Consider the following 15389-nt stretch of genomic DNA (forward strand, 5'->3'; position numbering starts at 1 on the left):
CCCCGTCATCCTCTTCATCGGACGCGGGGTTAGACGCCGGTTGGGTGCCGGGAGGTTGAGTCAGAGGTCCAGCGCGTAGACGCGGACCGCGCGCCCGGAGCCGGGCTCGAGCGTCTCGCGGTCGAGGTGCATGCCGAGCTTGATCATCACGTTGGCGGAGGCGTCGTTGCCGACCTGGTGGATGCTGACCAGGCGGTCGAGGCCGAGATCGGCGCGCGCGTGCGCGACCACGGCCCGGGCCGCCTCGGTGGCCAGGCCCTGTCCCCAGTGGCGCTGGCCGAGCCGCCAGCCGATCTCGACGGCCGGCAGGATCTCGGGCAGGAACGTCGGCACCGCGAGGCCGGTGAACCCGGCCAGCTCACCGGTCTGCCGCAGGACGAGGGCATAGAGCCCGAAGCCGTGTTCTTCCCAGTGCCGCCGGTAGACGTCGAGCCGCGCCGCGGTGGCTTCCCGGTCCAACGCGCGGCCGTCGCCGATCCAGCGCATCACCTCGGGGTCACCGGTGACCTCGGCGAACGCGTCCAGATCGTCGTCGTGCCAGCGGCGCAGCAGAATTCGCTCCGTGACCAGGCCGTCGTGGGTTCGCATGGGTGGGGCATCCTCCGGGGTGGGCCGTCCCGCGGACCGCGCCCACCGGACCGCGGGGTCTCCGGGGGTCGCCCCCGGAATCGGAATGACAAATGGCTTCCTGGTCCATGCCCGCGAAGCGGTCACGGACCAGGAAGCCATTTGTGGGCGCGGCAGGGTTCGAACCTGCGACCCCTCGCTTGTAAGGCGAGTGCTCTTCCGCTGAGCTACGCGCCCCGGACCGGGCGAAGCTTACCCGACCCGGCCTGGGTCAGCCGTCGTCCAGGTTGGCCACGGCCGCCAGCCACACGGTCGTGTCGCGGGACTCGCTCGGCTCGTGGCATTCGGCCCACCTGATCACGCCGGAGCGGTCGATCAGGAAGGTGCCGCGGTTGGCGTAGCCCTTCGACTCGTTGAAGACGCCGTATGACTGCGCCACCGCTCCGTGTGGCCAGAAGTCGGCCAGCATCCGCATCGTCCAGGACTCGCGGCCCAGCCAGATCTTGTGCGCGTAGGCCGAGTCGACGCTCACCGTCAGCACCTCGACGCCCGCGGCGGCGAACGCCGGCAGCGCCTCCTGGAGGGCGGCCATCTCGCCGCCGCAGGTGCCGGTGAACGCCAGCGGGTAGAAGACCAACAGGACCGCGCTCGAATCGCGGTACGACGACAGTCGTACCGCCTGGTTGTTCTGGTCCTTGAGCGTGAAGTCCGGTGCCGGCGTGCCGACCTCGAGCATCGTGGCTACTTCTTGCGGGATCCGCGCGGCACCACGAGCCGTGCTCCGCTCCAGTCCTTGCCGGCGTTGACCGTCGACGTCTGCTGTAGGCCAGCCGTCGGCGCCAACTCGGTGATCTCGCTCGGCTCCACGTGCCCGTCGCGGCCGGCCTTGGGCGTCAGAAGCCAGACGACGCCGTTGGCGGCCAGCGGGCCGAGTGCGTCGACGAGCATCTCGAAGAGGTCGCCGTCGCCGTCGCGGTACCAGAGCAGCACCGCGTCGACCACCTCGTCGGTGTCTTCGTCGACCAACTCTCCGGAGCGGTCGGTCAGGGCGTCGCGGAGATCCTGGTCGACGTCGTCGTCGTACCCCATCTCCATGACGACCATCCCCGGCTCGATCCCGAACCGGTCCGCCAGGCTGCGTACGCCGTCGGCGGCCTGACCAGCGGTCGCGCTCACTGTTACGTGCCTCCCTCGTTCGTTGCGATTCCCGCAAAGTCCACACAGTCAGACGCTCACGCGCAAGTGGCGCACCGACCGATCCCGGCTCGATTTTCCGGCCAGCCGGGTCGAAGGTGCCTACTGACACGGACTTTTCGGGCCCCTCGGGAAACTTACCGTGCCAGGAGCGCTCGGGCACCCTGAGTGATCGCATCCTCCGCGACCAGCACTTCCTTGGCCGCCGGACCGAGCGGGACGAAGGAGTCGACGGACGCGATCCGGCTAACAGAACCGACATATCCGGCGTCAACCAGGGCGGCCAGAACTCCCTCGCCAACACCCCCGGAACGACGTGTCTCGTCCACGACAAGGACCCGCCCGGTCGCCGACGACTCCCGGATCACATCGGCGACCGGGAGCGGCGCGAGCCAGCGCAGATCGACCACCCGGGCCCCGATGCCCTCGTCGACCAGGCGGGCGGCGACCCGCAGCGACATCCGTACCCCGTTGCCGAAGGTGATGATCGTCAGATCGTCGGCCGTGCCCACGTTGTAGACCCGCGCCCGGCCGATCGGCACGTGCGCGTCGGACCAGGACGCGGGGCCCAGGTAGGGCGCCAGCCACTCGTTGTCGCCCTCTTCGTAAAGGTCGCGGGTGTGGTAGAGGGCGATCGGCTCCAGGAACACGCAGACGCTGCCGTCGACCGCCGCCGACGTGAGGCAGGTGCGCAGCAGCGGCGCGGCGTCGTCGGCCCGCGCCGGCACGGCCACCACCAGGCCCGGGATGTCGCGCAGCACCGCGACCGAGTTGTCGTTGTGGAAGTGCCCGCCGAAGCCCTCCTGGTAGCCCAGGCCGGCCAGCCGCACCACCATCGGGTTGCGGTAGGCGCCGCCCGAGAAGAACTGCATGCTGGCCGCCTCGCCACGCAGTTGGTCCTCGGCGTTGTGCAGGTAGGCCAGGTATTGGATCTCCGGAACGGGCAGCATCCCGGCCAGCCCGGAGCCGAGCGCGAGGCCCAGGATCGAGGTCTCGTCCAGGAGCGTGTCGAAGACCCGGGTGGCGCCGAACTTGTCGCGCAGGCCCTTGGTCACCCCGTACACGCCGCCCTTGATCGCCACGTCCTCGCCGAAGATCGCCATCTTGGGGTTGGCGAGCATCCCGTCGGCGAGCGCCGCGTTGATCGTCTGGGCCAGGGTCAGCGGGCCGACGTCCTCGGGGAGCCGTTCGCCGAACGCGGCAGAGCGGTCGGCAGCCGATAGAACCGACAAATCAGCCAGGGTACGGGCGACCCGCACCGGATGCCGCGGCGCGAGCGTGGCGACCACGTCGGCGGGGTTGGTCAGCTTGGGCTCGCCCAGCACCTCCTCGGCGACCTTGCGGACCAGCCAGCCGACCTCGTCGTAGCGGGCGACGACCTCCTCCGGGACGGCCAGCCCGGCCTCCACCAGCATCCGGGCGGTCGCCACGACCGGGTCACGGGCCAGGTCGCGCTCGAGGTCGGCGGCCGGCCGGTAGGCCACCTCGGCGTCGGCGCCGGCGTGCCCCATGAACCGCACCGTCTTCAGGTGCAGCACGGCCGGCCGCCGGGTCCTGCGCACGTGCTCGGCGGCCCGCACCGCGGTCCCGTAGGCGCCGGCCGGGTCGTCGCCGTCGGCCGCGAAGTAACGCAGGCCCGGCCGCGCCGACAGCGTCGCCTCCACCCAGCCCTGCGGCGACTTCACGCTGATCCCGATGCCGTTGTCCTCGCAGACCAGCAGCAACGGCAGGCGCAGCCCGGTGTGGTCGATCCAGCCGGCCGTGTTGAGCGCGGCGGTGGCGGTGGCGTGGTTGACCGACGCGTCGCCGAACGAGCACACCACGATCGCGTCCGGCGGCCAGGGCGCCTCGGAGGTCTCGGTCCCGTTGACCTTGCGGAGCCGCTCGATCGCGAACGCGGCGCCGACCGCACGGGGCAGGTGTGAGGCGATCGTCGAGGTGGTCGGCACGACGTGGTGCGCCGCGTTGCCGAAGACCTTGTGCCGGCCGCCGGCGATCGGCTCCAGGGTCGAGGCGACGACCCCGCGCAGCACGTCACGGGCCGCGTCGCCGACCGGATCGGCACCGCCGGCCTGGGCGACCCGGGCGGCGTAGAACGCGCCTGAGCGGTAGTGCAGCAGGGCCGGGTCGGTGTGCCGGAGCGCGGCGGCGACCACCGCGTTGCTCTCGTGGCCGGCCGAACCGATCGTGTAGTAACCCTCGCCGAAGCTGCGCAGCCAGCGGGCGGCCAGGTCGAGGTGGCGGCTGGTCAACTGGGCGTCGAACAGGGCACGGGCCAGCTCGGCGGTCATCCCGTCGGTGAGGTCGGCGGTGCCCGGCACCAGCGCGCCGACGGCCGTCCGGAACCGTTCGTCGAGATCTTGCGGCGTGGTCACGCCGAAAAGCATTACCGACGCACGCCACCCACGGCCAGTCACCTGCCCCATCCGCCACGCGGGACCCGCACACGCAACTGCCCGATGATCTCTAGACTTGTCCGGATGCGGAGTCAGGTGATCACCGTCGAGACGGGGCGGCGCCCCGCCGTGCGCGATGTGACGGCGGAAGCGCAGCAGTTCGTCGCCGGCGAGGGTGACGGCCTGTTGCACGTGTTCGTCCCGCACGCCACGGCCGGCATCGCGATCATCGAGAGCGGGGCCGGCTCCGACGACCCCGATCTGATGACGGCGATTGACGGTTTCCTGCCCGCCGACGACCGCTGGCGCCACCGGCACGGCGCCCGCGGGCACGGCCGTGACCACGTGGTTCCGGCCTTCGTCGCCCCGTACGCGTCGATCCCGGTTCTTGGTGGTCGGTTGGCCCTGGGCACCTGGCAGTCCATCTGCCTGGTCGACACCAACGGTGACAACGCTGTCCGTCAGGTCCGGTTTTCGTTCCTTCCGGGGTGAGTTACCGGACAGTAGCTGTGTCGAGTGTCGCGTCTGTAGTACGCGACGTGACGCCAGGGCGTGAAACGGGGCAGGATGGCGTTGGAGACGAATCCCACACCCGGGACACTTGGCTCCGAAATGTCAGTCGTCCCCACAATCTGAGGAATGCCTGTGGCTACGGAACGCAAGCGCCCGGTGATCAGTGACGGCCTGCCGAGCCAGCTTCCGGACATCGACCCTGAGGAAACCGCCGAATGGGTCGAGTCTCTCGACGGAGTCATCGACGCGGGCGGCGCCAAGCGCGCCCGATATGTGATGTTGCGGTTGCTGGAGCGGGCGCGCGAGCGCAATATCGGCGTCCCCCCGCTGACCACCACCGACTACATCAACACGATTCCGCCGGAGCGAGAGCCCTGGTTCCCCGGTGACGAGTTCGTCGAGCGGCGGATCCGCGCCTACATCCGGTGGAACGCCGCGATGCTGGTGCACCGCGCGCAGCGCCCCGAGATCGGCGTCGGCGGGCACATCTCGACCTACGCCAGCGCCGCGGCGCTCTACGAGGTCGGCTTCAACCACTTCTTCCGCGGCCGCAACCACCCCGGCGGTGGCGACCAGATCTACTACCAGGGCCACGCGTCCCCGGGCATGTACGCCCGCGCGTTCATGGAGGGTCGCCTCTCCGAGGAGCGCCTCGACGGCTTCCGCCAGGAGCTCTCGCACGCCGGGCTCGGCGGCGGCCTGCCGTCCTACCCGCACCCGCGGCTCATGCCCGACTTCTGGGAGTTCCCGACGGTCTCGATGGGCCTCGGCGGGCTCAACGCGATCTACCAGGCCCGGTTCAACCGCTACCTCCAGCACCGGGGCATCAAGGACACGTCCGACCAGCACGTATGGGCGTTCCTCGGCGACGGCGAGATGGACGAGCCGGAGTCGCTCGGCGCGATCGGCCTGGCGGCCCGCGAAGAGCTCGACAACCTGACCTTCGTGATCAACTGCAACCTGCAGCGCCTCGACGGCCCGGTCCGCGGCAACGGCAAGGTCATCCAGGAGCTGGAGTCCTACTTCCGCGGCGCCGGCTGGAACGTCATCAAGGTCGTCTGGGGCCGCGAGTGGGACCCGCTGCTGGCCGCCGACTCCGACGGCGCGCTGGTCAACCTGATGAACAGCACGCCCGACGGCGACTACCAGACCTACAAGGCCGAGTCCGGCGCGTACGTCCGCGAGCACTTCTTCGGTCGTGACCCGCGGACCCGCAAGATGGTCGAGAACTTCTCCGACGACGAGATCTGGAACCTCAAGCGCGGCGGGCACGACTACCGGAAGATCTACGCGGCCTACAAGGCGGCGACGGAGCACACCGGCCAGCCGACGGTCATCCTGGCGAAGACGATCAAGGGCTGGACCCTGGGCTCGTCGTTCGAGGGCCGCAACGCGACCCACCAGATGAAGAAGCTGACGCTCGACGACCTGAAGACGTTCCGCGACCGCCTCTACCTGGATATCTCTGACAAGCAGCTCGAGGACAACCCCTACCTGCCGCCTTACATCCGGCCGGAGGACAAGTCCGACGAGATGGAATACCTGCACGAGCGGCGGCGCGCGCTGGGCGGTTACCTGCCGTCGCGCAACACCAAGGTGATCCCGCTCCAGATCCCGGGCAGCGAGCGGTTCGGCGACGTCAAGCGGGGTTCCGGCAAGCAGAAGATCGCCACCACCATGGCCTTCGTACGCCTGCTCAAGGACATCATGAAGGACCGCGCGTTCGGTGACCGGTGGGTGCCGATCATCCCGGACGAGGCCCGCACCTTCGGCATGGACTCGCTGTTCCCGACGAAGAAGATCTACTCGCCGCACGGGCAGAACTACACCCCGGTCGACCGGGAGCTGTTCCTGTCCTACAAGGAGGCGCTCGGCGGGCAGATCCTGCACGAGGGCATCAACGAGGCGGGTTCGGTGGCCTCGTTCACCGCGGCCGGGTCTTCTTACGCCACGCATGGCGAGCCGATGATCCCGCTCTACATCTTCTATTCGATGTTCGGCTTCCAGCGCACCGGCGACGGCTTCTGGGCCGCGGCCGACCAGATGACGCGGGGCTTCGTGCTCGGCGCCACGGCTGGCAGGACGACTTTGAACGGAGAGGGCCTCCAGCACGAAGACGGCCACTCCCACCTGCTCGCGGCCACCAACCCGGCCGTCGTCGGCTGGGACCCGGCGTTCGCGTTCGAGATCGCGCACATCGTCGAGCGCGGCCTGCACCGGATGTACGGCGAGGACCCGGAGAACGTCTTCTACTACCTCACCCTCTACAACGAGCCGATCCTCCAGCCCGCCGAGCCGGTCGACGTCGACGTGGAAGGCCTGCTGAAGGGCATCTACCGCTACTCGCCCGCACCGGCGGTCGAGGGCGGCGGCATCAAGGCCAACGTCCTGGCGTCAGGCACGGCCATGCAGTGGGCGCTCAAGGCACAGCAGCTGCTGGCCCAGGACTGGGGCGTCGCGGCCGACGTCTGGTCGGTCACGTCGTGGACCGAGCTACGCCGCGACGCGGTGCAGACCGAGGAATACAACCTGATGCACCCGGGCAGCGAGCCGCGGGTCCCCTACATCCGCCGCAAGCTGGCGGGTGCCGACGGCCCGGTGGTCGCGGTCAGCGACTTCATGCGCGCGGTGCCCGACCTGATCTCGCGCTGGGTCCCGGGCGACTACACGTCGCTGGGCACCGACGGCTTCGGCCTGTCCGACACCCGGCACGCCCTGCGCCGCCACTTCCACGTCGACGCCGAGTCGGTGGCCGTGGCGACCCTGCGGCAGCTGGCCCTCCGCGGCGAGATCGCCCCGGCGATCCCGGTCGAGGCGGCCCGCAAGTACGCGATCGACGACGTCAACGCCGCACCCGTGGGCGAGACCGGCGGCGACTCGTAGGTCTGTTCGTTCGAAAAGGGCGCCCCGCTTCTGCTTGCGAGGCGCCCTTTCCGTTCCCGGTCAGCTGGCGTAGGTCTCGAACTCGGCGACCCTTGGGGTGGCGGTCGAGCTGGTGATGTCGAAGGTGATCTTCTTCGCCGACGTGCGCGCGAAGGTGATGACCCCGGCCCGGCTGCCGGTGGCCAGCACCGCGCCCGTGTCGCCGTTCAGCACCCGCCAGTTGCCGATCGCGCCCGTCGCGCCGGAGGCCTCCCGGATGTTGATCCGGGACACCGACGTGGCCGCGCTCCACTTGATGGAGATCGAACCGGTCGCGCCCGCCGGGGACCAGTAGGTCGCCAGGTCGCCGTCGCGGACGTTGCCGTAGCTCGTGCCGCTGGCCTTGCTCGAGCCGTCGGCGCCCGCGCCGATGCTCAGGTTCGTGCCACTGGGCGGATTGGTCGGGCCCTGCGTGGGTGGCGGGGTGGTCGGGTTCTGCGTCGGGTTGCCGGTCGGCGGCGTGGTTGGCGAGCAACTGCCGTTGGAGACCTGCAAGCCGCGGTTCGCGCCCGCCGTCGCGGCGACCACGCTGGGCACACAGGAGGCGCCGTCCAACGTGAACGCATAAGGGATGCTCACCGTCGTGTTCGAGGTGACGTTCGGGCCCGCCGGGTTGTTGTCCGAACCCGGCGCCGACCAGGTCACGTTGTCGAAGATGTTGCCGTTGACCTGCCAGGTGCCGGCCTCGCTCGTGTAGAACGTGCCCAGCACGTCCTTCGAGTTCTTGAAGTAGTTGTTGTCGACCCGGGCGCGGGCGCCGGCCCGCGAGTTGATGCCCGACTCGTGCAGGCTCACGTAGTAGTTGTTGTAGATGTGCGCGATGCCGCCGCGCAGCAGGGGCGTACGCGAGTCGATGTTCTCGTAAAGGTTGTGGTGGAACGTCACGAAGCCGTTGCTGCGGTCGCTCTCGCTCGACCCGATCAGGCCGCCGCGGCCCGAGTTGCGCAGCGTGCTGTAGGACAGCGTCACATACTGCGTGTTGTCCTTCATGTCGAAGAGGCCGTCGAAGCCGGCGTCCTCACCACCCGACGCGAGCAGGTTGACGTGGTCGACCCAGACGTTGCGGACGGTGCTCTCCATGCCGATCGCGTCGCCGCCGTTTGACGTGGGCGAGCCTGACTTCTTGACGTTCTGGACCGTCACGTTCTGGATGATGATGTTGCTGGCCTCGCGGATGTGGATGCCCAACTGGTCGAAGACCGCGCCGCTGCCGACGCCGACGATCGTGACGTTGCTGATCTGCTTGAGCTCGATCACCCCTGCGGCGGTGTTGCAGCTCGCGCCGGAGACCTTGGTCGTGTTGCCGTGGTTGATGGTGCCCTCGACCTGGATGACGATCGGGGTGCTGCTGCTGGCCCGGCCGCACAGGGCCGCGTGGATGGCCGTGCCGGTCGTGGCCCGCACCGTCTGCCCGCCCGCGCCGCCGGTCGTGCCGCCGTTCTGCGTCGCATAGCCGGTCACGCCGCCGACCGCCGCCGACGCCTCGGGGATCGCCAGGACCAACGCTCCGACCACGGCCGCCGCGGCCGTCGCGGCCAGTGGCACCAGGACTCGTCTCATCATCGTCCACCTTCGTAACACGGGGGTAAGGGATCGAAAATTGACGATGTCAACGTTAGGAAAGCGCTTACCTGACGCACAAGAGCTGGCATGTGCAGGTTTGTTGCAGTGCCTCTCGACGTGCGGATCATCCGGGGTTAAAGTCCGAGCCAGTCTCGGCTTACCGGCCGGTAACGACCTGAGGGGGCGCGGAAGCTGATGCCGGAGCTGCCTGGCGGATTCCTGTGGGGGGTGTCCACCTCCGCCTACCAGATCGAGGGCGCGGTGCACGCCGGCGGGCGTGGCGCGTCGGTCTGGGACACCTTCAGCGCGACACCCGGCCGTATCGTCGACGGGACCACCGGCGCGATCGCGACCGACTCCTACCACCGCTACGCCGACGACGTCGCGCTGATGCGCGAGCTCGGTGTCGGCGCCTACCGGTTCTCCGTGGCGTGGCCGCGGATCCAGCCCGACGGCACCGGTCCGGCCAACGCCGCCGGGCTCGATCACTACGAGCGGCTGGTCGACGCGCTGCTCGACGCCGGCATCGCGCCCGTCGCCACCCTGTTCCACTGGGACCTGCCGCAGGCGCTCCAGGACCGCGGCGGCTGGCTGTCCCGGGAGACCGCACACCGCTTCGGCGAGTACGCGGCCCTGGTCGCCGGCCGGCTCGGCGACCGGGTGCGGATGTGGATCACGCTGAACGAGCCGTTCGTGCACATGTCGCTCGGCTACGCGCTGGGCACCCACGCGCCGGGCGAGCAGTTGCTCTTCGGCGCCTTCCCGGTGGCGCACCACCAGCTCCTCGGGCACGGGCTCGCCGTCGCCGCGCTGCGCGACCACTCCAACAGCCCGGTCACGATCGCCAACAACTACTCCCCCGCGCGGCCGGCGAGCCACGACCCCGCCGATCTGGCGGCCGCCGCGGCCTATGACGCGCTGCAGAACCGGGTGTTCACCGACCCGCTCTTCGGCCTGGGCTACCCCGAGGGCGCCGCCGACCTGTCGGTGGTCCGCGAGGGCGACCTCGACGTGATCGCGGCGCCGATCGACGCGCTGGGGGTCAACTACTACAACCCGACGGGGGTACGCGGTCCCGAGGACGGGAGTCCCCTGCCGTTCGAGATCGTGCCGCTGGACGGCTACCCGACCACGGCCTTCGGCTGGCCGGTCGCCCCCGACGGGCTGCGCGAGCTGCTGGTGCAACTGCACGGGCGCTACGGTGCCGCGCTGCCGCCGATCTACATCACCGAGAGCGGCTGCGCCTACGACGACGTGGTCGGTCCCGACGGTTCGTGCGCCGACCCGGAGCGGATCGCCTACCTCGACGCGCATCTGGCCGCGCTGGCCGACGCGCAGGCCGACGGGGTCGACGTGCGCGGCTACTTCGTCTGGTCGCTGCTCGACAACTGGGAGTGGGCCGAGGGATTCACCAAGCGGTTCGGGCTGGTGCACGTCGACTTCGACACGCAGACGCGTACCCCCAAGAGCTCCTTCGCCTGGTTGCGGGAGCGCATCCGTGACCACCGTTGACCCGGAGGCGTCCGCCCTACCGGCGGCGCTGGCCGAGCCGACGGTCCGGGTCCGGCGGGGCTGGATCGCGCTGCTGTTCTCGGCCAACCTGGGCGTCTGGATGGCATTCTTCACGCCGATCCAGATCCTGCTGCCCAACCAGGTCGCCGCGATCGCGCCGGACCACAAGGAGACGGCGCTGGCCTGGGCGATGGGCTTCGGCGCGCTGGCGGCGATCGTCGCCAACCCGCTAGCCGGCGCGTTCTCCGACCGCACCTGCCTGACCATCGGCGGGCGGGTGCTCGGCCGCCGGCACGTCTGGACCGTCGCCGGCGCCGTCTTCGGGTCGCTGTCGCTGCTGTTGCTGGCCCAGCAGCACACGATCCTCGGTGTCACGCTCGCCTGGGTCGCCGCGCAGGCCGCCTTCAACGCCATGCTGGCCGCCCTGACCGCCGCGCTGCCCGACCGGGTGCCGGTCGACCAGCGGGGCCGGGTGTCCGGGTGGGCCGGCATCCCGCAGGCGCTCGGCCTGGTGATCGGCGCGGTGCTGGTGACCACGCTGTTCACCGGCAACGCCTCGGGCTACGTGGCCGTCGCGGTCGCCGTACTCCTGCTGGGTCTGCCGTTCGCGTTCTTCACCGGCGACGACCCGCTGCCGCGCGAGCACCGGCCACCGTTCTCGCTGCGCACGCTGGTGCGCGGCATGTGGATCAGCCCGAAGCAGCACCCGGACTTCGCCTGGGCCTGGGGCACCCGGTTCCTGGTGCAGGTCGGCAACGCGCTCGGCACCCTCTACCTGCTCTATTTCCTCGAAGACGGGGTGCACTACGCCGACCCCGAGGGCGGGCTGCTGATCCTGATCCTGCTCTACACGGCCGGCATGATGGCCACGGCCGTGGTCGCCGGGCGGATGTCGGACCGGTCCGGCAAGCGCAAGGTGTTCGTGATCTGGTCGGGCATCATCATGGCGGTGGCCGCGCTGATCCTGGCGATCTGGCCGGTCTGGATGGCGGCCGTCGTCGCGGCGGTGCTGCTCGGCGCGGGCTACGGGGCCTACCTGGCCGTCGACGCGGCGCTGATCACCCAGGTGCTGCCGGCGGCGACCACCCGGGGCAAGGACCTCGGCGTGATCAACATCGCCAACTCGGCACCGCAGGCGCTCGGGCCGTTCGCGGCCGCCTGGATCGTGGTCTACCTGGGCGGCTACCCGACCCTGTTCGCCGCGACCGCGGTGATCACCCTGCTGGGCAGCGTGCTGGTCCGGAAGATCCGCTCGGTACCGTAAGAACCGGACATTAAACCTGGTGGCGGCCCACCCCGGGGGCAACCGTAGGCTGGACCGCGTGACGGTACGCGTGCGATTCGCCCCCTCCCCGACGGGAATGTTCCATGTCGGCGGCGCCCGGACGGCGCTGCAGGACTGGATCTACGCCAAGCAGCACGGCGGTGTGTTCGTGCTGCGGGTGGAAGACACCGACGCCGCGCGCAACCGCCCCGAATGGACCGAGGGCATCCTCTCGGCGCTCGACTGGCTCGGCATCGAGCGGGGCAGCTACGAGGGCCCCTATTTCCAGTCGGCCAACGCCGACGAGCAGCGCGCCGCCGCCGGCCGGCTCTACGACGCCGGCCGGGCCTACTACTGCGACTGCACGCGGGAGATGGTGCAGGCCCGCACCGGCAACTCCTACACCGGATATGACGGTTTCTGCCGTGACCGCAACCTCGGGCCGGGCGAGGGCCGGGCACTGCGGTTCCGCACGCCCGACGAGGGCGAGACGAAGGTCATCGACCTGGTCCGCGGCGAGCCGACCTTCGAAAACGCCAAGATCGAAGACTTCGTGATCGCCCGGGCCGACGGGTCGCCGGTGTTCCTGCTGGCCAACGTCGTCGACGACATCACCATGGGCATCACCCACGTGATCCGGGCCGAGGAGCACCTGCCCAACACGCCCAAGCAGCAGTTGCTCTGGGACGCGCTCGGTGTCAAGCCGCCGGTCTGGGCCCACGTGCCGGTGGTGGTCAACGAGAAGCGGCAGAAGCTGTCGAAACGGCGCGACAAGGTGGCCCTGGAGGCCTACCGCGACGAGGGCTACCTGCGCGACGCGATGCGCAACTATCTGATGCTGCTCGGCTGGGCGCCGGCCAACGACCGGGAGATCGTGCCCTGGTCGGTCATCGAAGACGAGTTCCGCCTCGAGAACGTCAACCCGTCGCCGGCGTTCTTCGACGAGAAGAAGTTGCGCGCGTTCAACGGCGAATACATCCGCGCGCTCAGCGTCGACGGGTTCATCGAGGCCTGCCAGCCGTGGCTGACCGGCACCGCGACGATCGCGCCGCCGCCGTGGCGGCCCGAGCAGTTCGACCCGGCCCTGTTCGCGGCCGTGGCGCCGTTCGCGCAGACCCGAGTCGCGGTGCTCAGCGAGATCGTGCCCAATGTGGACTTCCTGTTCCTCGACGAGCCGGCGTTCGACGAGGCGGCCTGGGCCAAGGCGATGAAGGACGGTGCCGCTGACCTGCTCGACGACGCGGCCCGGGCATACGAGGCGCAGACCGACTGGAGTGCCGAGGCGCTGAAGAACACGCTCGAAGAGGTCGGTGCCGCGCGCGGGCTCAAGCTGGGCAAGGCACAGGCGCCGGTCCGGGTCGCGGTCACCGGCCGCTCGGTTGGCCTGCCGCTCTTCGAGTCGTTGGCGGTGTTGGGTCGGGAGCGCACGCTGGCCCGGATCCGCGCGGCCCGCGCCCGCCTCTGACGGGCTCCCCGCCCCCCACCGAATTGCTCTCGCCGGTTACGATGCCGGCCTGCCTTTGATCACGATCGGGGTCCCTCGCAAGGGTCACCGTGATGGCAGAAGCTGCAAATAACCCGACGGTTAAGTGCAACCAACGGGCCGTGCGCGGAGTCTATGCAGTAAGCACCAGCCAGCCATCGGAACGGGGCGAGGAGGACGGTGGTGGGGCGATCGTTTGTCAGACGCTTGTTGCTGGTGGTTGCCGCCGGCTTCCTACTCAGCACGTCCGGCGTCGCGACGCCGGCCCTGGCCGCGGGCGCGGGTGCGCCGGCCACAGTGGTCGGTCAGGCGCCCAAGCCGCCCAAGCCCACCGCGCTCACCATCAAGAGCGAGGGCATGGCCGACATCACGGTGACCGCAGCCGAGAAGCCGCGGCTCTTCGCCGACCTGCTCAAAGAGGTCAGCTTCCTGAGTGAGCCCGGCGGCCAGATCGCGGCGCCCAAGCCGGCGTCGCTGGGCCGCAAGTTCACCGTCAACATCCAATACGACAACAAGCCGCGCTTCACCTACGACCTCTACCCGATGGCCAACGGCGGTCCCAAGGCGTTCCGCCCGGCGGCGCAGCCGGACAAGAAGAAGACCAGCGCCGCCTGGTACCTCGGCCGGATGACGATGTCGGAGGCGCTGCGCATCGCCGGCGCGCCGATCCCGGAGAAGCCCGACGTGATGAGCGGCGGCATCGGTGGCGGCACCCGGGTCATTCCCGAAGACTCGCTGCCCACCGGCCGCGACTTCGACTCGCTGCTGGCCGAGTTGCGCCGGCTGATGCTGCTCAACGGCGGCGTGGTGCTGGTCGTGCTGTTCATGCTCGCCGGCGTCGCACTGATCATCCGACACCGCACCCGCTGACCTCAGGTCGGCCCCGCGCGGTCGATGATCTGCTCGATCAAGCGGATCTCGTCATCGAGGTCGGCGGCAAACTCGGCGTCCCAGTCGCCGGCCGCCGGCCCCGCGCCGAACCGGCCGTTGACCTCGGAGTTGGCGAAGCCGAGCAGCAGCGTCGAGAGCAGCCGCTCGAGCCGGGGCACCTCGGCTGCCGGCACACCGGCCCCGCCGAGGATGTCGGAGATCAGGTCGTCGAGCCGGCGGGTCTCCGCGGTGGCGCCGGGCCGCGCCATGATCAGCGGGTACGCGCCCGGATGCCGCCGCGCCAGCGCCCGCACCGCGGCCGACACGGCCCGCAACCGGTCCTGCCAACCGCCCGCGCCGGGTGCCGCCGTCAGCAACTCACCGAGCAGCCGCTCAACAACCCCGTCGAGCAGGGCGTCCTTGCTGCCCACATAGGGGTAGATCGCCATCGGGCTCAGCCCGAGCCGCTGGCCGACCGCGCGCATCGAGACAGCGGCGATGCCCTGCTCATCGGCGATCACGATCGCCTGGTCGATGATCTGCCGCTGCTTGTCGTCCATATCGGACAAAACCTACAGGACGCGGTCGGGGCCTGGTCGCAAAGCGGCCCGGCCTAACACCAGCGGTCTGGTGGCCGTTCGCGGCGGGAGGCGCGGCGTCGGGGGCGGACCGCTCCGTGCCGGTGGGCGCCGGCCCAGCCCGGGCGCTCGCTGCGGCAGGCCGGTGCGCGGCCGCCGCCCAGCATCGGGCCGGACGCGGTGTCGGCGACGTGGTCGCCGATGTGGCAGTCGCCCGGGTCGTCATCGTCGGCCGGGTCGTCGGCACGGTCGGCGCGGACGCGTTCCGCCGTCTGGCCGGCACAGATCCGGCGCACCGGCCGGCCGGCCGAGGCCGGGAGCAGTTCGTCCGGATCGTGCGGTTGGCTCTCCGCGTCGGCGCAGCCGGAATCGGCCTCCCCGTGCGCCATCACGGCCTCCTGTTCTGCGCCGTTCCGCCACCCGGCCGCCACCGGATGACCCATCAGGCCTTCACACCCTAATGGGCTGAGCAGCAGAAATCCCGCCCGCGGGGCCGGCGTAACTGCCTGCATATTGCAGCAATCCGC

Annotated in this window: 13 protein-coding genes and 1 tRNA gene; 6 read left to right on the forward strand and 8 right to left on the reverse strand. The window is 70.1% G+C overall.

Features of this window, described 5'->3' with window-relative positions; all coding sequences use genetic code 11:
- Positions 1 to 60: 60 nt before the first annotated feature.
- The 5 genes from DFJ67_RS41835 to DFJ67_RS41855 form a co-directional block, all read right to left on the reverse strand.
- Entirely contained in the window at positions 61 to 588 is a 528-nt protein-coding gene (locus tag DFJ67_RS41835; protein WP_116075274.1) for a GNAT family N-acetyltransferase, read from the reverse strand.
- Between the two features lie 144 nt (positions 589 to 732).
- Positions 733 to 804, reverse strand: a tRNA-Val gene (locus DFJ67_RS41840).
- Positions 805 to 838: 34 nt separating this feature from the next.
- Positions 839 to 1303 (reverse strand): peroxiredoxin, encoded by a 465-nt coding sequence (locus DFJ67_RS41845; protein WP_116075276.1) that lies wholly within the window; start codon positions 1301 to 1303, stop codon positions 839 to 841.
- A gap of 5 nt (positions 1304 to 1308) precedes the next feature.
- A complete protein-coding gene (locus DFJ67_RS41850; protein ID WP_116075278.1) occupies positions 1309 to 1743 on the reverse strand; it encodes a DUF3052 domain-containing protein in 435 nt (144 codons plus the stop codon).
- Between the two features lie 155 nt (positions 1744 to 1898).
- Complete coding sequence (locus tag DFJ67_RS41855) at positions 1899 to 4148, reverse strand: thiamine pyrophosphate-dependent enzyme (protein WP_116075280.1); 2250 nt, start codon at positions 4146 to 4148, stop codon at positions 1899 to 1901.
- Between the two features lie 93 nt (positions 4149 to 4241).
- Here DFJ67_RS41855 and DFJ67_RS41860 point away from each other — a divergent pair, with 93 nt between their 5' ends.
- Together DFJ67_RS41860 and aceE are read left to right on the forward strand one after the other, a co-directional pair.
- On the forward strand, positions 4242 to 4649 hold the full coding sequence (locus DFJ67_RS41860) for a YjbQ family protein (protein WP_116075282.1): 408 nt from the start codon (positions 4242 to 4244) through the stop codon (positions 4647 to 4649).
- A gap of 153 nt (positions 4650 to 4802) precedes the next feature.
- The gene (aceE, locus tag DFJ67_RS41865; RefSeq protein ID WP_116075284.1) at positions 4803 to 7553 is read left to right on the forward strand and encodes a pyruvate dehydrogenase (acetyl-transferring), homodimeric type; all 2751 of its coding nucleotides are present in this window, start codon (positions 4803 to 4805) and stop codon (positions 7551 to 7553) included.
- A 60-nt stretch (positions 7554 to 7613) separates the two neighbouring features.
- Here the strand turns inward: aceE and DFJ67_RS41870 are convergent, their stop codons facing one another.
- On the reverse strand, positions 7614 to 9152 hold the full coding sequence (locus DFJ67_RS41870) for a pectate lyase family protein (RefSeq protein ID WP_409362888.1): 1539 nt from the start codon (positions 9150 to 9152) through the stop codon (positions 7614 to 7616).
- A 198-nt stretch (positions 9153 to 9350) separates the two neighbouring features.
- Here DFJ67_RS41870 and DFJ67_RS41875 point away from each other — a divergent pair, with 198 nt between their 5' ends.
- The 4 genes from DFJ67_RS41875 to DFJ67_RS41890 all read left to right on the forward strand — a co-directional run bounded on the left by DFJ67_RS41875 (position 9351) and on the right by DFJ67_RS41890 (position 14284).
- Positions 9351 to 10667, forward strand: a complete 1317-nt coding sequence (locus DFJ67_RS41875; protein ID WP_116075287.1) for a GH1 family beta-glucosidase — start codon at positions 9351 to 9353, stop codon at positions 10665 to 10667.
- Positions 10654 to 11931, forward strand: coding sequence for an MFS transporter (locus DFJ67_RS41880; protein WP_116075289.1), 1278 nt, complete (start codon positions 10654 to 10656; stop codon positions 11929 to 11931). Before DFJ67_RS41875 ends, DFJ67_RS41880 begins: the two co-directional genes overlap by 14 nt.
- 58 nt (positions 11932 to 11989) lie before the next feature.
- Positions 11990 to 13396, forward strand: a complete 1407-nt coding sequence (gltX, locus tag DFJ67_RS41885; RefSeq protein ID WP_116075291.1) for a glutamate--tRNA ligase — start codon at positions 11990 to 11992, stop codon at positions 13394 to 13396.
- A 201-nt stretch (positions 13397 to 13597) separates the two neighbouring features.
- Entirely contained in the window at positions 13598 to 14284 is a 687-nt protein-coding gene (locus tag DFJ67_RS41890; protein ID WP_147315802.1) for a hypothetical protein, read from the forward strand.
- Positions 14285 to 14286: 2 nt separating this feature from the next.
- Here the strand turns inward: DFJ67_RS41890 and DFJ67_RS41895 are convergent, their stop codons facing one another.
- Positions 14287 to 14844 (reverse strand): TetR/AcrR family transcriptional regulator, encoded by a 558-nt coding sequence (locus tag DFJ67_RS41895; RefSeq protein WP_116075295.1) that lies wholly within the window; start codon positions 14842 to 14844, stop codon positions 14287 to 14289.
- 53 nt (positions 14845 to 14897) lie between these two features.
- On the reverse strand, positions 14898 to 15251 hold the full coding sequence (locus DFJ67_RS41900; RefSeq protein ID WP_116077295.1) for a hypothetical protein: 354 nt from the start codon (positions 15249 to 15251) through the stop codon (positions 14898 to 14900).
- Between the last annotated feature and the right edge of the window lie 138 nt (positions 15252 to 15389).

It is taken from the genome of Asanoa ferruginea, from assembly GCF_003387075.1.
Taxonomy (GTDB): domain Bacteria; phylum Actinomycetota; class Actinomycetes; order Mycobacteriales; family Micromonosporaceae; genus Asanoa; species Asanoa ferruginea.

Coding starts and splice junctions, on each gene's coding strand:
- DFJ67_RS41835 (WP_116075274.1), bottom strand. CDS start 588: ATGCGAACCCACGACGGCCTGGTCACGGAGCGAATTCTGCTGCGCCGC.
- DFJ67_RS41845 (WP_116075276.1), bottom strand. CDS start 1,303: ATGCTCGAGGTCGGCACGCCGGCACCGGACTTCACGCTCAAGGACCAG.
- DFJ67_RS41855 (WP_116075280.1), bottom strand. CDS start 4,148: ATGCTTTTCGGCGTGACCACGCCGCAAGATCTCGACGAACGGTTCCGG.
- DFJ67_RS41860 (WP_116075282.1), top strand. CDS start 4,242: ATGCGGAGTCAGGTGATCACCGTCGAGACGGGGCGGCGCCCCGCCGTG.
- DFJ67_RS41870 (WP_409362888.1), bottom strand. CDS start 9,152: ATGAGACGAGTCCTGGTGCCACTGGCCGCGACGGCCGCGGCGGCCGTG.
- DFJ67_RS41875 (WP_116075287.1), top strand. CDS start 9,351: ATGCCGGAGCTGCCTGGCGGATTCCTGTGGGGGGTGTCCACCTCCGCC.
- DFJ67_RS41895 (WP_116075295.1), bottom strand. CDS start 14,844: ATGGACGACAAGCAGCGGCAGATCATCGACCAGGCGATCGTGATCGCC.
- DFJ67_RS41900 (WP_116077295.1), bottom strand. CDS start 15,251: ATGGCGCACGGGGAGGCCGATTCCGGCTGCGCCGACGCGGAGAGCCAA.